This is a genomic window from Streptomyces sp. NBC_00670, from assembly GCF_036226765.1.
GTDB lineage: Bacteria > Actinomycetota > Actinomycetes > Streptomycetales > Streptomycetaceae > Streptomyces.
This window is the reverse complement of sequence record NZ_CP109017.1, coordinates 1,092,297-1,105,941: the sequence shown is the minus strand read 5'-3', so window position 1 is coordinate 1,105,941 and position 13,645 is coordinate 1,092,297. Positions and strand designations below refer to the sequence as shown.

Sequence of the window (13,645 nt, the reverse complement as noted above, 5' to 3'; positions counted from 1 at the left end):
CCTCAAGGGTCGTTCCCCTCATCATGCGCCCGTTCACCGGGCAGGGGGAACCGCGCGTCCGGCCGGCCGGGCCGTCGCTCAGCGCCTCACGTCGCCGGCTTGTAGAAGACGTAGGTGGCGGAGTAGGGGACGCTCACCTGGTCGCTGCCGGTGCAGGCGGTGGTGGGGGCGAGCCCGTCCTCGGTGTTCAGCCGCTGCACGTAGGAGACGTCGGCGAAGACCCCGGCACCGCGGGTGGCGGTGGCCTTCAGGAGCAGTTCGGCGACGGCGCCGTCCTTCGGCGAGGAGGCGACGGCGGTCGCGTTGACGGCGCTGCCGTCCACCGTGGAGACCCAGACGGGGCCGCGCGAGTGCAGGGCGACCGGGCGGCGGGACCTGTCGTGCGCGGCCCGGAGGGTGGCGGCCGGCTCCAGGGACTTCCAGGCGCCGTCGGTGCACGTGTAGGTCTGCACGCCCTCGGCGGCGAAGACACCGGAGAGCCGGTTGCCGTCGGGAACCTTCAGCGCGGCGGGCACGTCCAGGCCGGTGCCGCCGGACCCGGAGGCGGCGGCCGGGCCGGTCGTCACCCCTAAGAAGGTGCCGGCGGCCACGGCGGTGACGGCCGTGACGGTGAGCGCGAGACGGGTGGCGAGTTTCATCGGGATCTCTCCAGAGCGACGGATTCTCTTCGGAACGAGGTCGCAGCGTAGAGCGGGCCGATGAGGCGCAGGGGGCGAACGGGGCTCTTGGCCGGAACCCGGTGCTCCACCCCGGAAATGCCACCGTCCAGAGCCGGAACCCTCAGTTCCCCCGCGCGTTCAGCGAGGCGAGATACGCGTTGTACGCCGCCAGCTCCGCATCGCCGTCCCGCTCCGCGGCCCGGTCCTTGCGCCGGGCCTGCCGCTGCTCCGAGCGGTACCACTGGAACAGCAGCGCCAGCAGCACCAGCACCGACGGCACCTCGCTGAACGCCCAGGCGATGCCGCCCGCCGCCGTCTGGTCCGACAGCGCGTCGATGCCGAGCGAGGCCGGCGGGTTCTCGTACGTGCCGACCATCGGAGCGGAGCCCATCATCAGCGCGATCCCGAAGAAGGCGTGGAACGGCATGCCCGCGAACAGCTCCAGCATCCGCATCAGATAGCCGGGGCGGTGCGGCCCCGGGTCGACGCCCATGATCGGCCAGAAGAACACCAGCCCGACGGCGAGGAAGTGCACCATCATCGCGATGTGCCCCGTCCTGGACTCCATCAGGAAGTCGAAGAGCGGGGTGAAGTACAGCCCGTACAGGCTCGCGATGAACAGCGGGATCGTGAACACCGGGTGGGTGATGATCCGCATGTAGTGGCTGTGCAGCAGCATCAGCAGCAGCTCGCGCGGGCCCCTGCGGCCGTGACCCGCCGTCGGCAGCGCGCGCAGCGCCAGCGTGATCGGGGCGCCCATGAGGATCAGGATGGGGGAGAGCATGCTGATCACCATGTGCTGCACCATGTGCACGCTGAACATGACCATGCCGTAGTCGTTCAGCCCGGTGCACATCATCAGCATGACGGTCAGCACACCCACGGCGAAGGCGACCGTGCGGCCCACCGGCCACGCGTCGCCGCGCCGCAGCAGCCGGGCGACACCCCAGCCGTACAGCGCGAGCCCCAGCAGACAGGCGACGAGGAAGAACGGGTCCGCCGACCACTGAAGGCCCCGTCCCAGCGTGAACGGCGGCAGGTCCATGACCATGCCGTGGCCGCTGTGCTCCATCCGCCGGCTCCTGATTCGTGGGGGTTGGGCGCTGTCTGTCCGAACCAAGAGTAGAACCGCCCCCGGCCGCGTCCGCGACCGGGGGCGAGGTCATGCCGGGGTGTGCGTCAGAGCACGCACTCCGCTTCCGCGTACCGCTCGGTGGGCACCGTCTTGAGCGTCTCGACGGCCTCCGCGAGCGGCACCATGAAGATGTCGGTGCCGCGCAGCGCGGTCATCATCCCGAACTCGCCGCGGTGCACCGCCTCCACCGCGTGCCAGCCGAAGCGGGTGGCCAGCACCCTGTCGTACGCCGTCGGCGTGCCGCCGCGCTGCACATGGCCGAGGATCACCGGACGCGCCTCCTTGCCGAGGCGGTCCTCCAGCTCGAGGGCGAGCTGACGCGCGATGCCGGCGAACCGCTCGTGCCCGTAGGCGTCCTTGCCGCCCTCGTCGAAGTCCATGGTGCCCGCCTTCGGCTTGGCGCCCTCCGCGGCGACGACGATCGCGAACCGCTTGCCCGCGGAGAACCGCTCGCCGACCTTCGCGGCCAGCTCCTCGATGTCGAAGGGGCGCTCGGGGACGACGATGGCGTGCGCGCCGGCCGCCATCCCGGAGTGCAGCGCGATCCAGCCGGTGTGCCGGCCCATGACCTCCACGATCAGCACCCGCTGGTGCGACTCGGCGGTGGTCTTCAGCCGGTCCAGCGCCTCCGTGGCCACGCCCACCGCGGTGTCGAAGCCGAAGGTGACGTCCGTGACCGCGATGTCGTTGTCGATGGTCTTCGGCACGCCGACGATCGGCAGCCCGGCGTCGGACAGCAGGCGGGCCGCCTTCAGCGTGCCCTCGCCGCCGATCGGGATGACCGCGTCCAGACCGAGTTCCTCCAGGTGGCCGCGGGCCCGCTCCACACCGCCCCGCAGCTGCTCGGGACGGACCCGGGAGGAGCCGAGGATGGTGCCGCCGCGGGCGAGGATGCCGCCCACCGCGTCGAGGTCGAGCTTGAGGTAGTCGCACTCCAACAGGCCCCGCCAGCCGTCGCGGAAGCCGATGACCTCGTCGCCGTGATCGACGACGGCGCGGTGCACGACGGACCGGATGACGGCGTTCAGGCCGGGGCAGTCGCCGCCGGACGTGAGGACACCAATGCGCATCGCCCGAAATACCTTCTCCACGTGGGCCCGGGGGCCGGGGACCCGGACCACGTCGTCCGGTTCGATCCCCGCCACCCTAGCGGCACAGGGGGGCGGTTCCGCACCGTGCGTCCGCGTGCTGGACGCCCCCGCTCACCTGTGCGCGAGGCCCGTCAGACGGGCCTCGCGAAGCCTCCGCGAGAGGGCCCTACGCGGGCTGCTGCGCCGCCGCGATCCGCTCGCCCCGCAGCGCCTCGTACCAGCGGTCGTCGACCGGCGGCAGCGCGTTCACGTCGAGCGCCAGCTTCAGCAGCAGATCCGCGATGAGCGGGTTGCGGGCGAGCACCGGGCCGTGCATGTACGTGCCGAACACGGTGTCGTTGTACGCGCCCTCCGTGCCGTCCCCCGTGCCGTTGCCCTTGCCCAGCTTGACCTGGGCGAAGGGGCGCGCGGAGGGACCGAGGTGGGTGACGCCCTGGTGGTTCTCGAAGCCGGTCAGCGGCGGCAGACCGAGCCGCGGGTCGATGTCGCCGAGCACGTCGCCGACGCACCGCTCGCCCTCGCCGCGCACCGAGACCACGTCGAGCAGCCCGAGACCCGCCTCGCGCTGCCCCAGGTCGTTGATGAACTCGTGGCCGAGGATCTGGTAGCCCGCGCAGACCGAGAAGACGATCGCGCCGTTGCCCACCGCCCGGTGCAGCCCGCCGTCACGGCGCAGCCGCTCGGCGGCCAGCCGCTGCGGCCGGTCCTCGCCGCCGCCGATCAGGTAGATGTCGCCGGAGGTCGGGATCGGCTGGTCGCTGCGCACGTCGAGCCGGGCCACGTCGAGCCCGCGCTGGCGCGCCCGGCGCTCCACGACCAGCGCGTTGCCCTGGTCGCCGTAGGTGCTCAGCAGGTCGGGGTAGATCCACACCAGCCGCAGTTGGTTGTCGCTCATGCTCATCCTTGGACTCGGAAGATCGCTCGAGGTCAGTTGCCGACGCGGCGGCGCAGGTCCTGGAAGGCGGTGTAGTTCGCGATGACCTCGATCCGGCCGGGCGGGGCGGACTGCACCGCCTGGTCGAGGGTGTCGCACACCTGGAAGGACTGGTTCGCGACCTCGAGCCGTACGGCGAGGTCCAGCTTCCGGTCGCCGATGACGAAGATCGGGTGGCCGGTCAGCCGGGTGTAGTCCACGTCCCACAGCCAGGAGGTGTCGGTGCCGTCGGCGCCGCGCGCGTTGACCGAGAGGATCACCGGCGCGGGCGGCGGGTCGATCAGCGAGAACGTCTCCAGCCAGCCGGCCGGGTTCTTCGCCAGCAGCAGGCGCAGGTCACGGCCCTGGAACTGCACCACGTCGTAGCGGCCGGCCACCGCCTGCACCTGGTACATCCGCTCCAGCGCCACCTGCGGCGGCACCCCGAAGACGGCGGCGACGGCCGCGGAGGAGGCGGCGTTGGCCTTGTTGGCGCGGCCCGGGAGCTGGAGGTGGATCGGCCAGGCGGAGCCGTGCGGGTCCAGGACGTGGTCGCCGGAGAGCGCCCAGCTGGGCACCGGGCGGCGGAAGCCGCACTCGCCGCAGAACCAGTCGTCACCCGGACGCTGCATCACACCGCCGCAGGACGGGCAGGACCAGGCGTCGTCCTTCCACATCTGGCCGGCCGCGACCCAGATCACGTTGGGGGAGGAGGAGGCGGCCCACACCACCAGCGGGTCGTCGGCGTTGGCGACGACCACCGCCTTCGATCCGGCCAGCCCCTCACGCCAGTTCTCCGCCAGCATGCGGGTCTCGGCGGCGCGGTCGAGCTGGTCGCGGGAGAGGTTGAGCAGCGCGATGCACTTCGGGTCGGTGTCCCGGGCGACGCCGGCGAGGTACTTCTCGTCCACCTCGATGACGCCGAACTTCGACTCCGAACCGCCCGCGAGCGCCGAGGTGATGCCGGCCGGCATGTTGGCGCCCAGCGCGTTGGACACCACCGGGCCCGCGGCGCGCAGCGCCTCCGCGATCAGCCGGGTCGTGGTGGTCTTGCCGTTGGTCGCCGACACGAGGACGACGTCCAGGTTCTGGGCGAGCCGGGCCAGCAGGTCGGGGTCGAGCCTGAGCGCCACCTTGCCGCCGATCACCGAACCGCTGCCGCGCCCCGCGGCGCGCGAGGCCGCAGCGACCGCCTTGCCGGCGGTCACGGCCAGCTTGGCCCGCGGCGAGAGCGGGTCCGAGTTGCCTGCCATCAGTTCTCGATCCTCTCTGGTACGCGCCGCCCCGGAAGCCTGTCGGCAACGTGATGGACGTCAGCCTATCGAGATCCATTCGCACACCCGAATCCCGGACCGGTACGGCGGCCGCCGCACACGGGGGACGGCGTCGGGGAAACCGTACGCTGACCGCCATGCGACACCGTTCCCTCCCGGGCGCCCGCGGGCGCGTCCGGCCCCTGACCCTGCTCGGCGACCCGGTGCTGCGCGCGCCCGGCGCGGAGGTGACCGACTTCGGGCCCGAACTGGCCGCGCTCGTCGAGGACATGTTCGCCACCATGTACGCGGCCCGGGGCGTGGGACTCGCCGCCCACCAGGTCGGCGAGGCGCTGCGGGTGTTCGTCTACGACTGCGAGGACGACGAGGACGTGCGCCACCTGGGCCATCTGGTCAACCCCCGGCTGGTGGCGGCGGACGGGGTGCGGGTGCGCGGTCCGGAGGGGTGTCTGTCGCTGCCCGGCCTGGAGGCGGCCACGCCGCGGTACGACCGTACGGTGCTGGAGGGGCGCACGGTGACCGGGGAGCCGCTGCGGGTGGAGGGCACGGGCTGGTTCGCGCGGTGTCTTCAGCACGAGTACGACCATCTGGGCGGCGGGCTGTACGTGGACCGGGTGGACGGATGGCGCCACCACCGGGTGATGCGGCAGGCGGCGCGGGCGGACTGGGCCCGGTAGCCCCGGGACGGGGGTGCGCTAGAACCCGGGTCCGCCGACCCGGTCGCCCGCCGCGGCCAGCCGGCCCCACAGCAGGTCGGCCAGGGTGCGCACCAACTCGGCGCGGGAGCAGGGGCGTTCGCCCAGCCACCAGTCGCCGGCCGCGTGCATCATGCCGACGATGCCGTGGCCCCACACCCGGGCGAGCTGCTGGGTGCCGGGGCCGAGGTCGAGCCGTTCCTCGATGACCTGGCCCAGTTCCTCGCCCATCCGGCGCAGCACCGGGATGGCGTTCCGGCCGGTGTCGAAGCCGGCCTCACCGGTCTGCTGGGGACCGGCCTCCGCGGGATGCATCAGGAACCGGTACACCTGCGGGCGCGCCTCGATCGCGGCGAGATAGGTGTCGAGCGTGGCCTCCACCCGCTCCCGGCGCTCGGCGGGGGCGTCCAGGGCGGCCCGCAACGAGGCGAGGAGGGCGTCGGTGTGCCGCTTGGCGAGGGCGGCGTAGAGCCCGCCCTTGTCGCCGAAGTGGCGGTAGAGGATGGGCTTGGTGATGCCCGCTTCGGCGGCGATGGCGTTCATCGAGGCGCCGGGACCGTCGCGGAGCACCACCCGGTCGGCGGCCTCCAGCAGTTCGCGCCGGCGGCGGTCGGCGGACGTCTGGTGAGCGGTCCGCTGCGTGGTCTCCATGATCTCTCCCCACCCGTCGTGATTCGGTGACGCCTGCGCAAAGTAGCACTGTTGGGGGTGCCGACCTCGAACGGGCTGCCGACGCGAGTGCAGGTCGCGGCGGGTTCGTGGGCGGTTCGGGGGCCGGTTCGGGTCCCGTTCGGAGCCGGGAGTTGACTTTTCCTACTCGTCGGTAACAGACTCCGAGTTACCGCTAGTAACATCGCTAGTGAGAGGCTACCGCAGTGCTGGAGGGGACATGGCCGAGTTCACCATGGAGCTGAGCGACGAACAGCGGGAGGTCCGGGACTGGCTGCACGGCTTCGCCGCCGACGTCATCCGCCCCGCGGCCGCCGAGTGGGACGAGCGCGAGGAGACCCCCTGGCCGGTCATCCAGGAGGCCGCCAAGGTCGGCATCTACTCCCTCGACTTCTACGCCCAGCAGTACTTCGACCCCACCGGCCTCGGCATCCCCATGGCCATGGAGGAACTGTTCTGGGGCGACGCGGGCATCGCCCTGTCCATCGTCGGCACCGGCCTCGCCGCCGTCGGCGTCCTCGCCAACGGCACCGAGGAGCAGATAGGCACCTGGATCCCCCAGATGTACGGCGACGCGAACGACGTGAAGGTCGCCGCGTTCTGCTCCTCCGAGCCCGACGCCGGCTCCGACGTCGCCTCCATGCGCACCCGTGCCGTCTACGACGAGGCCAAGGACGAGTGGGTGCTCAACGGCACCAAGACGTGGGCGACCAACGGCGGCATCGCGGGCGTCCATGTCGTCGTCGCCTCCGTCGACCCCGAGCTGGGCTCCAAGGGCCACGCCTCCTTCATCATCCCGCCGGGCACCGCGGGCTGCTCCCAGGGCCAGAAGTTCAAGAAGCACGGCATCCGCGCCTCGCACACCGCCGAGGTGATCCTCGACAATGTGCGCGTCCCCGGCTCCTGCCTGCTCGGCGGCAAGGAGAAGCTCGACGAGCGGCTCGCCCGGGCCCGGGAGAAGGCGAAGCAAGGGGGCGAGCGGGTGAAGAACGCGGCGATGGCCACGTTCGAGGCGTCCCGCCCGGCGGTCGGCGCGATGGCGGTCGGCACCGCCCGGGCCGCGTACGAGGTCGCCCTCGACTACGCCAAGACCCGCGAGCAGTTCGGCCGCCCGATCATCGACAACCAGGGCGTCGCCTTCCAGCTCGCCGACATGCGCACGTCCATCGACGCCGCCCGGCTGCTCGTGTGGCGCGCCTCCTGGATGGCCGTCAACGGCAAGCGGTTCACGGCGGCCGAGGGCTCGATGTCCAAACTGTTCGCGAGTGAGACGGCGAAGAAGGCCACCGCCCAGGCCGTCCAGATCCTCGGCGGCAACGGCTACACCCGCGAGTACCCGGTGGAGCGGATGCACCGCGACGCCGCGATCTACACGATCTTCGAGGGCACGAGCGAGATCCAGCGCCTGGTGATCGCCCGGACGCTGTCGGGCGTGCCGATCCGATAAAGGGGCGCGAGGAACTGCGCGAAACGGGGCGAAGCCCCGTGCCGGGGTCAAAGGGGCGGAGCCCCTTCAGGACGGGAAGGGTAAGGGGGGCGGGGGCGAAAAAACCCACCCCCGCCCCCCTCCGCCGCTCAGCCCCCCGACCCCCCGCTGCTATGGGCGATGCACGCCACATCGATCCGATCCGCCAGCTTCGCCAGCTCGATGGTCAACGCCGCCACCGTGTCCTCGTCGAGCCCCCGCTCCCCGGACTCCACCAGATGCAACCACCGCCCTCCGACCGCACGCAGCAGCTTGCTGACATCGGCCGCCGCCACCTGCAACGTGCCGCGGTCGTCGACGATGAGAGGCAGGGTCACTTCGCGGTTCACGACAGCGATCGTAGCCGCGGAACCCTCACGCCCCCTGCCACACCGTCGTGATGTTGCAGAACTCCCGGATTCCGTGCCCGGACAGCTCACGCCCGTACCCGGACCGCTTCACCCCGCCGAACGGGAACGCCGGATGCGAGGCCGTCATGCCGTTGACATACACGGCACCGGCCTCCAGATCCCGTACGAACCGGTCGACATCCCCTTCGTCACGGGTCCACACATTCGAACTCAGCCCGAACGGCGAGTCGTTGGCGATCGCCACGGCCTCGTCGAGGTCCGCCGCCCGGTACAGCGTGGCCACCGGGCCGAACGTCTCCTCGTGGTGCACCCGCATCTCGGGGGTGATGCCGGCCAGCACGGTCGGCGGGTAGTACCAGCCCGGCCCGTCGGGGCGTTCGCCCCCGCACAGCACCGTGGCACCGCGCTCGACGGCGTCGGCCACCAGCTCCTCCAGATCCGCCCGCCCCCGCTCCGAGGAGACCGGCCCGACCTGGGTCTCCTCGTCCATCGGGTCGCCCACCTTCAGCGCCTTCATCCCGGCCGTGAACCGCTCGGCGAACGCGTCGTAGACGTCCGTGTGCACAATGAACCGCTTGGCGGCGATGCACGACTGCCCGTTGTTCTGCACCCGCGCGGTCACCGCGACCTGCGCCGCCCGGTCGAGGTCGGCGGACGGCATCACGACGAACGGGTCGCTGCCGCCCAGCTCCAGCACCGTCTTCTTGATCTCGTCCCCGGCGATCGAGGCCACCGACCGCCCCGCCGGCTCGCTCCCGGTCAGCGTCGCCGCGACCACACGCGGATCGCGCAGGACGCCCTCGACCTCCTTGGAGCCGATCAGCAGCGTCTGGAAACAGCCCTCCGGATATCCCGCCCGCCGGAACAGCTCCTCCAGGTACAGCGCGGTCTGCGGCACGTTCGAGGCGTGCTTGAGCAGGCCGACGTTGCCCGCCATCAGCGCGGGCGCGGCGAACCGGATCACCTGCCAGAGCGGGAAGTTCCACGGCATCACCGCCAGCACCGGGCCGAGCGGCCGGTAGCGCACGAAGCCGCGCGAGGCGCCCGAGTCCTTCACGTCCGACTCGGCCGGCTCCTCGTCGGCGAGCAGTTCCTCGGCGTGGTCGGCGTACCAGCGCATCGCCTTCACGCACTTGGCGGCCTCGGCGCGGGCCTGGGTGACCGGCTTGCCCATCTCCGTGGTCATCACCTCCGCGATCTCCCGCTCGTCCGCCTCCAGCAGATCGGCGGCGGCGTTGAGCAGCCGGGCGCGTTCGGCGAAGGACGTGGTGCGGTGGGTGCGGAACGCGGCCTCGGCGGCGGCGAGCCTGCGCTCGACCTCCTCCGCGCCCAGGGCGTCGAACGTCCTGAGCGTCTCGCCGGTCGCCGGATTCACGGTCGCGAGGGGCATGGCAGTGACCTCCTGGGCAGGCTGTGTCTCGACCTTCCCGCGCCCCGGTGGGCGCCGCAACGCGGGTACGGCAGTCGTCGTCGGGCGGCCGCCAGGCACGCGGCCCCGGCGGCTCACTCCCCGTCCGAGTGCTCCGCCAGCCGGTCGAGAAACGCGGCCTGCGCCGTCACGATCACCGTCCGGGCCTCGTCGAGCCCGAACCAGCGCACCCGGTCGAGCTCGGGGAACTCCTGCCGGCGGCCGGAGCGCGGCGGCCACTCCATGGTGAACGTGCCGGGTACGACGGCCGCCGGGTCCAGGTCCGCCGCCACCGCCCACGCCGTGACGACCTTGCCGCCCGCCTGCCGCACCTCGCCCAGCGGCACCGCCTCGCCGTCCGGCGGCGCCAGCCCCAACTCCTCCCGGAACTCCCGGCGGGCCGCCTCCCAGGCCGGTTCGTCGGGCGCGTACTCGCCCTTCGGCACGGTCCACGCCCCGGCGTCCTTGCGGGCGTAGTACGGGCCGCCCATGTGACCGAGCAGCACCTCCAGACCGCCACCGACGGCGCGGCGGAACAGCAGCAGCCCGGCACTGCGCCGGCCGGGGCGCGCGGGCGGTGCCTGCCGCGGTGCCGGTCCGCTCATGGCGCCACCCCCGGGTGCGCCGCGAGCAGCGTCTCCACGGTGTCCGCGTCCTCCGGACGCTTGTCCTCCCGGTAGCGCAGCACTCGCGCGAACCGCAGGGTGACGCCGGCCGGGTAACGGGTGGAGCGCTGCAACCCGTCGTACGCGATCTCCACGACCAGCTCCGGCCGTACGGTGAAGCCCCAGCGGTGCTCCTCGACGGCCAGTTCCCGCAGCCGCTCGGTCTGCCAGGCGAGCAGCGCGTCCGTCAGGCCCTTGAACGTCTTGCCGAGCATCACGAGGGAACCGTCCGCGCCGCGGGCGCCCAGATGCAGGTTGGACAGCTTCCCGGCGCGCCGGCCGTGCCCCCACTCGGCGGCCAGGACCACCAGGTCGAGGGTGTGCACCGGCTTCACCTTCAGCCAGGAGGCACCACGCCGCCCCGCGCTGTAGGGGGCGTCCAGGGACTTGACGACGACGCCCTCATGTCCGCGCTCCAGCGTCGCGGCGAGGAACGCCTCGGCGCGGTCGCTCTCCTCCGGCCCCGTCACCACCGTCCGGCGCACGCGCAGGGGCTCCGGGACCAGCCGGGCCAGTTCGGCGTGCCGGTCGGCGAACGGCAGGTCGAGCAGATCGCGGCCGTCCACCGACAGCACGTCGAAGAAGACGGGGGAGACCGGCACGGCCGCCGCGGCCCGCGCCACGTCCACCCGGGAGCCCACTCGGCCCGCGGTCTCCTGGAAGGAGCGGGGCCGCCCGTCCTCGTCCAGCGCCAGCACCTCCCCGTCGAGTACGAACCGCTCCTGCGTCAACTCGCGCGCCACCGCGCTGACTTCGGGCAGCCGTTCGGTGATGTCGTCGAGTGTACGGGTGTACACACGCACCGTGTCGCCGTCCCGGTGGACCTGGACCCGGATGCCGTCCAGCTTCTCCTCCACCGCGCAGGCGCCCAGCTTCTCCACCGCCGCGGTGACCGAGGAGGCGGTGTGCGCGAGCATCGGCAGCACCGGGCGGCCCACGGTGAGCCGGAACGCCTCCAGCGCCGACGGGCCGTCCGCGAGCAGCGCCCGCGCCACCGTCTGCAGCGAACCGGCGAGCATCACCGCCCGCCGTACGTCCGCCGGGGCCGCGCCGGTCGCCCCGGCCAGCCCCTCCGCCGCGAGCGCGTCCAGAGCCCCCTGCCGCACCTCGCCGGTCAGCAGGCCCACCAGGAACCGCTGCTCGTCCTCGGTGGCCGCCGCCATCAACTCGCCCAGCAGCCGGCCCCGTTCGGCCTGCGAACCGGTGCCGGTGACGGCGCCCAGCGCGGTCAGCCGGGCGTCCACCTCGCGCACGGTCAGCGACGGCTCGGCGGCCGGGGGAACGGGCCGGCCGAGCAGCTTCCAGCCGATGCCGAGCCGGCCCTGCGGCAGCCGGCCCGCGAGGTACGGGATGACGACGGGCACGTCCTCGGGGTCGGCCGCCCGGAACAGCTCGGCGAGCAGGGCGGTCTTGCGGGAGCGCGCCGAGGTGGCCGCGACCTCCCGGGACACACGGGCGAGCCGGTGCAGCAGCATGCAGCCATGGTGCACCGGGGGCGGGGGGTCTACACCTCCGCGCCGGTCCCGTCCGGGCCCGTCGCCCCGGTGTGCTCCACGCCGATCCGGGCGTCGATGTCCTCGAACACCAGCTCGCCGTTGACGGCGGCGGCCGCCGTGTACCCGGTGCTCGCCGCATTGATCACCTGCTGCGCGAAGAGGGTGGCGTTGCCCGCGGCCCACACGCCCGGCACCGTCGTACGCCCCGTCTCGTCCACCACCGGGCAGGAGCCCATCGGGGTCTCCCGCAGCTCGGCGCCCAGCTTCTCGAGGAGCCCGGTGCGCGGCACCATGCGGGGCGCGACGAAGACGACGGACCGGGCGTGCACCGTGCCGTCGGCCAGCCGTACGCCGGTGATCCGGTCGTCCTCGACCACCAGCCCCGCCACCTCGCCCGGCACGACGCGCACGCCCGCCGCGGCGAGTCTGCGCAGCTCGTCGTCGGAGAGGTCCGCCTCCGCGACGGTGTGCAGGAACAGGGTGGTGTCCTTCGACCAGTGGCTGACCAGCAGCGCCTGGTGGACGCTCATCGGCGAGGTCGCCAGCACGCCGAACGCCTCGTCGCGCACCTCCCAGCCGTGGCAGTACGGGCAGTGGATGACGTCCCGGCCCCAGCGCTCGGCGACACCGGGCACGGCCGGCAGCTCGTCCTTGAGCCCCGTCGCCACGATCACCCGCCGGGCGCGGACGGTCCGCCCGCCGGCGAGGGCGGCGGTGAAGCCGGGCGGAGAGCCCTCCGCCCCGTCCCGGGTCACGTCGACGACCCGGTCCCGGACCAGCTCCACCGTCCCGTACCGGGCGATCTCCTCGCGGCCCACGGCCAGGAGCTCGGCCGGCGGCATGCCGTCCCGGGACAGATAGCCCTGCATGTGCGCGGCGGGCGCGTTGCGCGGCTCGCCCGCGTCCACCAGGAGCGTCCGGCGCCGGGCCCGGCCGAGGACCAGCCCGGCGGAGAGCCCGGCCGCGCCGCCCCCGATGACGAGGACTTCGTAGCTGTCGGTGGATGTGTCGCTTCGCGTGTCGGTCATGGTGACCACCTCCACGGGCAGCGTCGCCGACCCTCGCCGTATTGACAAACGAACTTGCCGAATCTGCAATGAAGGGATGAACGACGATGCGCGGGACGACCTGCCCGGGGGCCACGACACCGACGAGGTACTGGCGGAGGTGGGCCCCCGGCTGCGCAGGATCCGCAAGGAGCGGGGTGCCACGCTGGCCGCGCTGTCCGAGGCCACCGGGATCTCGGTCAGCACGCTGTCCCGGCTGGAGTCCGGGCTGCGCAGACCCTCCCTGGAGCTGCTGCTGCCGATCGCACGGGCGCACCAGGTGCCGCTCGACGAACTGGTGGGCGCGCCCCGGGTGGGGGACCCGCGGGTGCGGGGCGAGCCGATCGAGCGATTCGGCCGCACGTACTGGCCGCTCACCCGCCAGCCCGGCGGGCTCCAGGCGTTCAAGGTGCTCGAGCCGCAACGCGGGTGCGAGCCCCATCCGCGCACCCACGAGGGCTACGAGTGGCTGTACGTCATGTCCGGCAGGCTGCGCCTGGTGCTCGGCGAGCACGACCTCGTGCTCGGCCCCGGCGAGGCCGCGGAGTTCGACACGAGGGTGCCGCACTGGTTCGGCTCCACGGGCGAGGGCCCGGTGGAGTTCCTGAGCCTGTTCGGCCCCCAGGGCGAACGGATGCACGTACGGGCCCGGCCGACGCGGCGGGGCGCGGACGACGCCTGACGCCGCGGGCGCCCCGCGCACTCCACGCGCCCCACGCACGGGCCCGGCACGGCGAAGAGGCGACGCCCGACGCCGC

The 13,645-nt window shown here is 72.8% G+C and carries 14 protein-coding genes; 3 read left to right on the top strand and 11 right to left on the bottom strand.

Annotated features, from left to right (window positions below):
* Positions 1 to 86 precede the first annotated feature (86 nt).
* From OIE12_RS04825 to OIE12_RS04805, 5 genes are all read right to left on the bottom strand, one after another.
* A complete protein-coding gene (locus OIE12_RS04825) occupies positions 87 to 638 on the bottom strand; it encodes a DUF3455 domain-containing protein (RefSeq protein ID WP_329132076.1) in 552 nt (183 codons plus the stop codon).
* A gap of 142 nt (positions 639 to 780) precedes the next feature.
* Positions 781 to 1,731, bottom strand: coding sequence for a cytochrome c oxidase assembly protein (locus tag OIE12_RS04820; RefSeq protein ID WP_329132074.1), 951 nt, complete (start codon positions 1,729 to 1,731; stop codon positions 781 to 783).
* Between the two features lie 107 nt (positions 1,732 to 1,838).
* Positions 1,839 to 2,864 (bottom strand): 6-phosphofructokinase, encoded by a 1,026-nt coding sequence (locus OIE12_RS04815; RefSeq protein WP_329132072.1) that lies wholly within the window; start codon positions 2,862 to 2,864, stop codon positions 1,839 to 1,841.
* Between the two features lie 187 nt (positions 2,865 to 3,051).
* The gene (locus OIE12_RS04810) at positions 3,052 to 3,780 is read right to left on the bottom strand and encodes a type 1 glutamine amidotransferase (protein WP_030380735.1); all 729 of its coding nucleotides are present in this window, start codon (positions 3,778 to 3,780) and stop codon (positions 3,052 to 3,054) included.
* 32 nt (positions 3,781 to 3,812) lie between these two features.
* Positions 3,813 to 5,051 (bottom strand): MurT ligase domain-containing protein, encoded by a 1,239-nt coding sequence (locus OIE12_RS04805; protein ID WP_329132069.1) that lies wholly within the window; start codon positions 5,049 to 5,051, stop codon positions 3,813 to 3,815.
* Positions 5,052 to 5,209: 158 nt separating this feature from the next.
* On the opposite strand from OIE12_RS04805, the gene def reads away from it, so the two are divergent.
* Complete coding sequence (gene def / locus OIE12_RS04800) at positions 5,210 to 5,749, top strand: peptide deformylase (RefSeq protein WP_329132067.1); 540 nt, start codon at positions 5,210 to 5,212, stop codon at positions 5,747 to 5,749.
* An 18-nt stretch (positions 5,750 to 5,767) separates the two neighbouring features.
* Here the strand turns inward: def and OIE12_RS04795 are convergent, their stop codons facing one another.
* Complete coding sequence (locus OIE12_RS04795; RefSeq protein ID WP_329132065.1) at positions 5,768 to 6,418, bottom strand: TetR family transcriptional regulator; 651 nt, start codon at positions 6,416 to 6,418, stop codon at positions 5,768 to 5,770.
* 238 nt (positions 6,419 to 6,656) lie between these two features.
* Here OIE12_RS04795 and OIE12_RS04790 point away from each other — a divergent pair, with 238 nt between their 5' ends.
* The gene (locus OIE12_RS04790; protein WP_329132063.1) at positions 6,657 to 7,883 is read left to right on the top strand and encodes an acyl-CoA dehydrogenase family protein; all 1,227 of its coding nucleotides are present in this window, start codon (positions 6,657 to 6,659) and stop codon (positions 7,881 to 7,883) included.
* Between the two features lie 128 nt (positions 7,884 to 8,011).
* Here the strand turns inward: OIE12_RS04790 and OIE12_RS04785 are convergent, their stop codons facing one another.
* The 5 genes from OIE12_RS04785 to OIE12_RS04765 form a co-directional block, all read right to left on the bottom strand.
* Positions 8,012 to 8,251: a DUF6213 family protein gene (locus tag OIE12_RS04785; RefSeq protein ID WP_329132061.1), complete on the bottom strand. Its 240-nt coding sequence runs from the start codon at positions 8,249 to 8,251 to the stop codon at positions 8,012 to 8,014.
* 25 nt (positions 8,252 to 8,276) lie between these two features.
* A complete protein-coding gene (locus OIE12_RS04780; protein ID WP_329132059.1) occupies positions 8,277 to 9,662 on the bottom strand; it encodes an NADP-dependent succinic semialdehyde dehydrogenase in 1,386 nt (461 codons plus the stop codon).
* A gap of 113 nt (positions 9,663 to 9,775) precedes the next feature.
* Positions 9,776 to 10,285: an NUDIX domain-containing protein gene (locus OIE12_RS04775; RefSeq protein ID WP_329132057.1), complete on the bottom strand. Its 510-nt coding sequence runs from the start codon at positions 10,283 to 10,285 to the stop codon at positions 9,776 to 9,778.
* The gene (locus OIE12_RS04770; RefSeq protein WP_329132055.1) at positions 10,282 to 11,820 is read right to left on the bottom strand and encodes an ATP-dependent DNA ligase; all 1,539 of its coding nucleotides are present in this window, start codon (positions 11,818 to 11,820) and stop codon (positions 10,282 to 10,284) included. Before OIE12_RS04770 ends, OIE12_RS04775 begins: the two co-directional genes overlap by 4 nt.
* Positions 11,821 to 11,849: 29 nt before the next feature.
* Positions 11,850 to 12,869, bottom strand: coding sequence for an NAD(P)/FAD-dependent oxidoreductase (locus tag OIE12_RS04765; RefSeq protein WP_329132053.1), 1,020 nt, complete (start codon positions 12,867 to 12,869; stop codon positions 11,850 to 11,852).
* 76 nt (positions 12,870 to 12,945) lie between these two features.
* Between OIE12_RS04765 and OIE12_RS04760 the strand changes: the two genes are divergently transcribed.
* Positions 12,946 to 13,569 (top strand): helix-turn-helix domain-containing protein, encoded by a 624-nt coding sequence (locus OIE12_RS04760; RefSeq protein ID WP_329132051.1) that lies wholly within the window; start codon positions 12,946 to 12,948, stop codon positions 13,567 to 13,569.
* Positions 13,570 to 13,645 lie beyond the last annotated feature (76 nt).

Excerpts from the sequence above, each read along its gene's own strand:
- OIE12_RS04810 (WP_030380735.1), bottom strand. The coding sequence starts at position 3,780 with ATGAGCGACAACCAACTGCGGCTGGTGTGGATCTACCCCGACCTGCTG.
- OIE12_RS04820 (WP_329132074.1), bottom strand. The coding sequence starts at position 1,731 with ATGGAGCACAGCGGCCACGGCATGGTCATGGACCTGCCGCCGTTCACG.
- OIE12_RS04770 (WP_329132055.1), bottom strand. The coding sequence starts at position 11,820 with ATGCTGCTGCACCGGCTCGCCCGTGTGTCCCGGGAGGTCGCGGCCACC.
- OIE12_RS04825 (WP_329132076.1), bottom strand. The coding sequence starts at position 638 with ATGAAACTCGCCACCCGTCTCGCGCTCACCGTCACGGCCGTCACCGCC.
- OIE12_RS04780 (WP_329132059.1), bottom strand. The coding sequence starts at position 9,662 with ATGCCCCTCGCGACCGTGAATCCGGCGACCGGCGAGACGCTCAGGACG.
- OIE12_RS04805 (WP_329132069.1), bottom strand. The coding sequence starts at position 5,051 with ATGGCAGGCAACTCGGACCCGCTCTCGCCGCGGGCCAAGCTGGCCGTG.
- OIE12_RS04815 (WP_329132072.1), bottom strand. The coding sequence starts at position 2,864 with ATGCGCATTGGTGTCCTCACGTCCGGCGGCGACTGCCCCGGCCTGAAC.
- OIE12_RS04790 (WP_329132063.1), top strand. The coding sequence starts at position 6,657 with ATGGCCGAGTTCACCATGGAGCTGAGCGACGAACAGCGGGAGGTCCGG.
- OIE12_RS04765 (WP_329132053.1), bottom strand. The coding sequence starts at position 12,869 with ATGACCGACACGCGAAGCGACACATCCACCGACAGCTACGAAGTCCTC.
- OIE12_RS04795 (WP_329132065.1), bottom strand. The coding sequence starts at position 6,418 with ATGGAGACCACGCAGCGGACCGCTCACCAGACGTCCGCCGACCGCCGC.
- def (WP_329132067.1), top strand. The coding sequence starts at position 5,210 with ATGCGACACCGTTCCCTCCCGGGCGCCCGCGGGCGCGTCCGGCCCCTG.
- OIE12_RS04760 (WP_329132051.1), top strand. The coding sequence starts at position 12,946 with ATGAACGACGATGCGCGGGACGACCTGCCCGGGGGCCACGACACCGAC.
- OIE12_RS04775 (WP_329132057.1), bottom strand. The coding sequence starts at position 10,285 with ATGAGCGGACCGGCACCGCGGCAGGCACCGCCCGCGCGCCCCGGCCGG.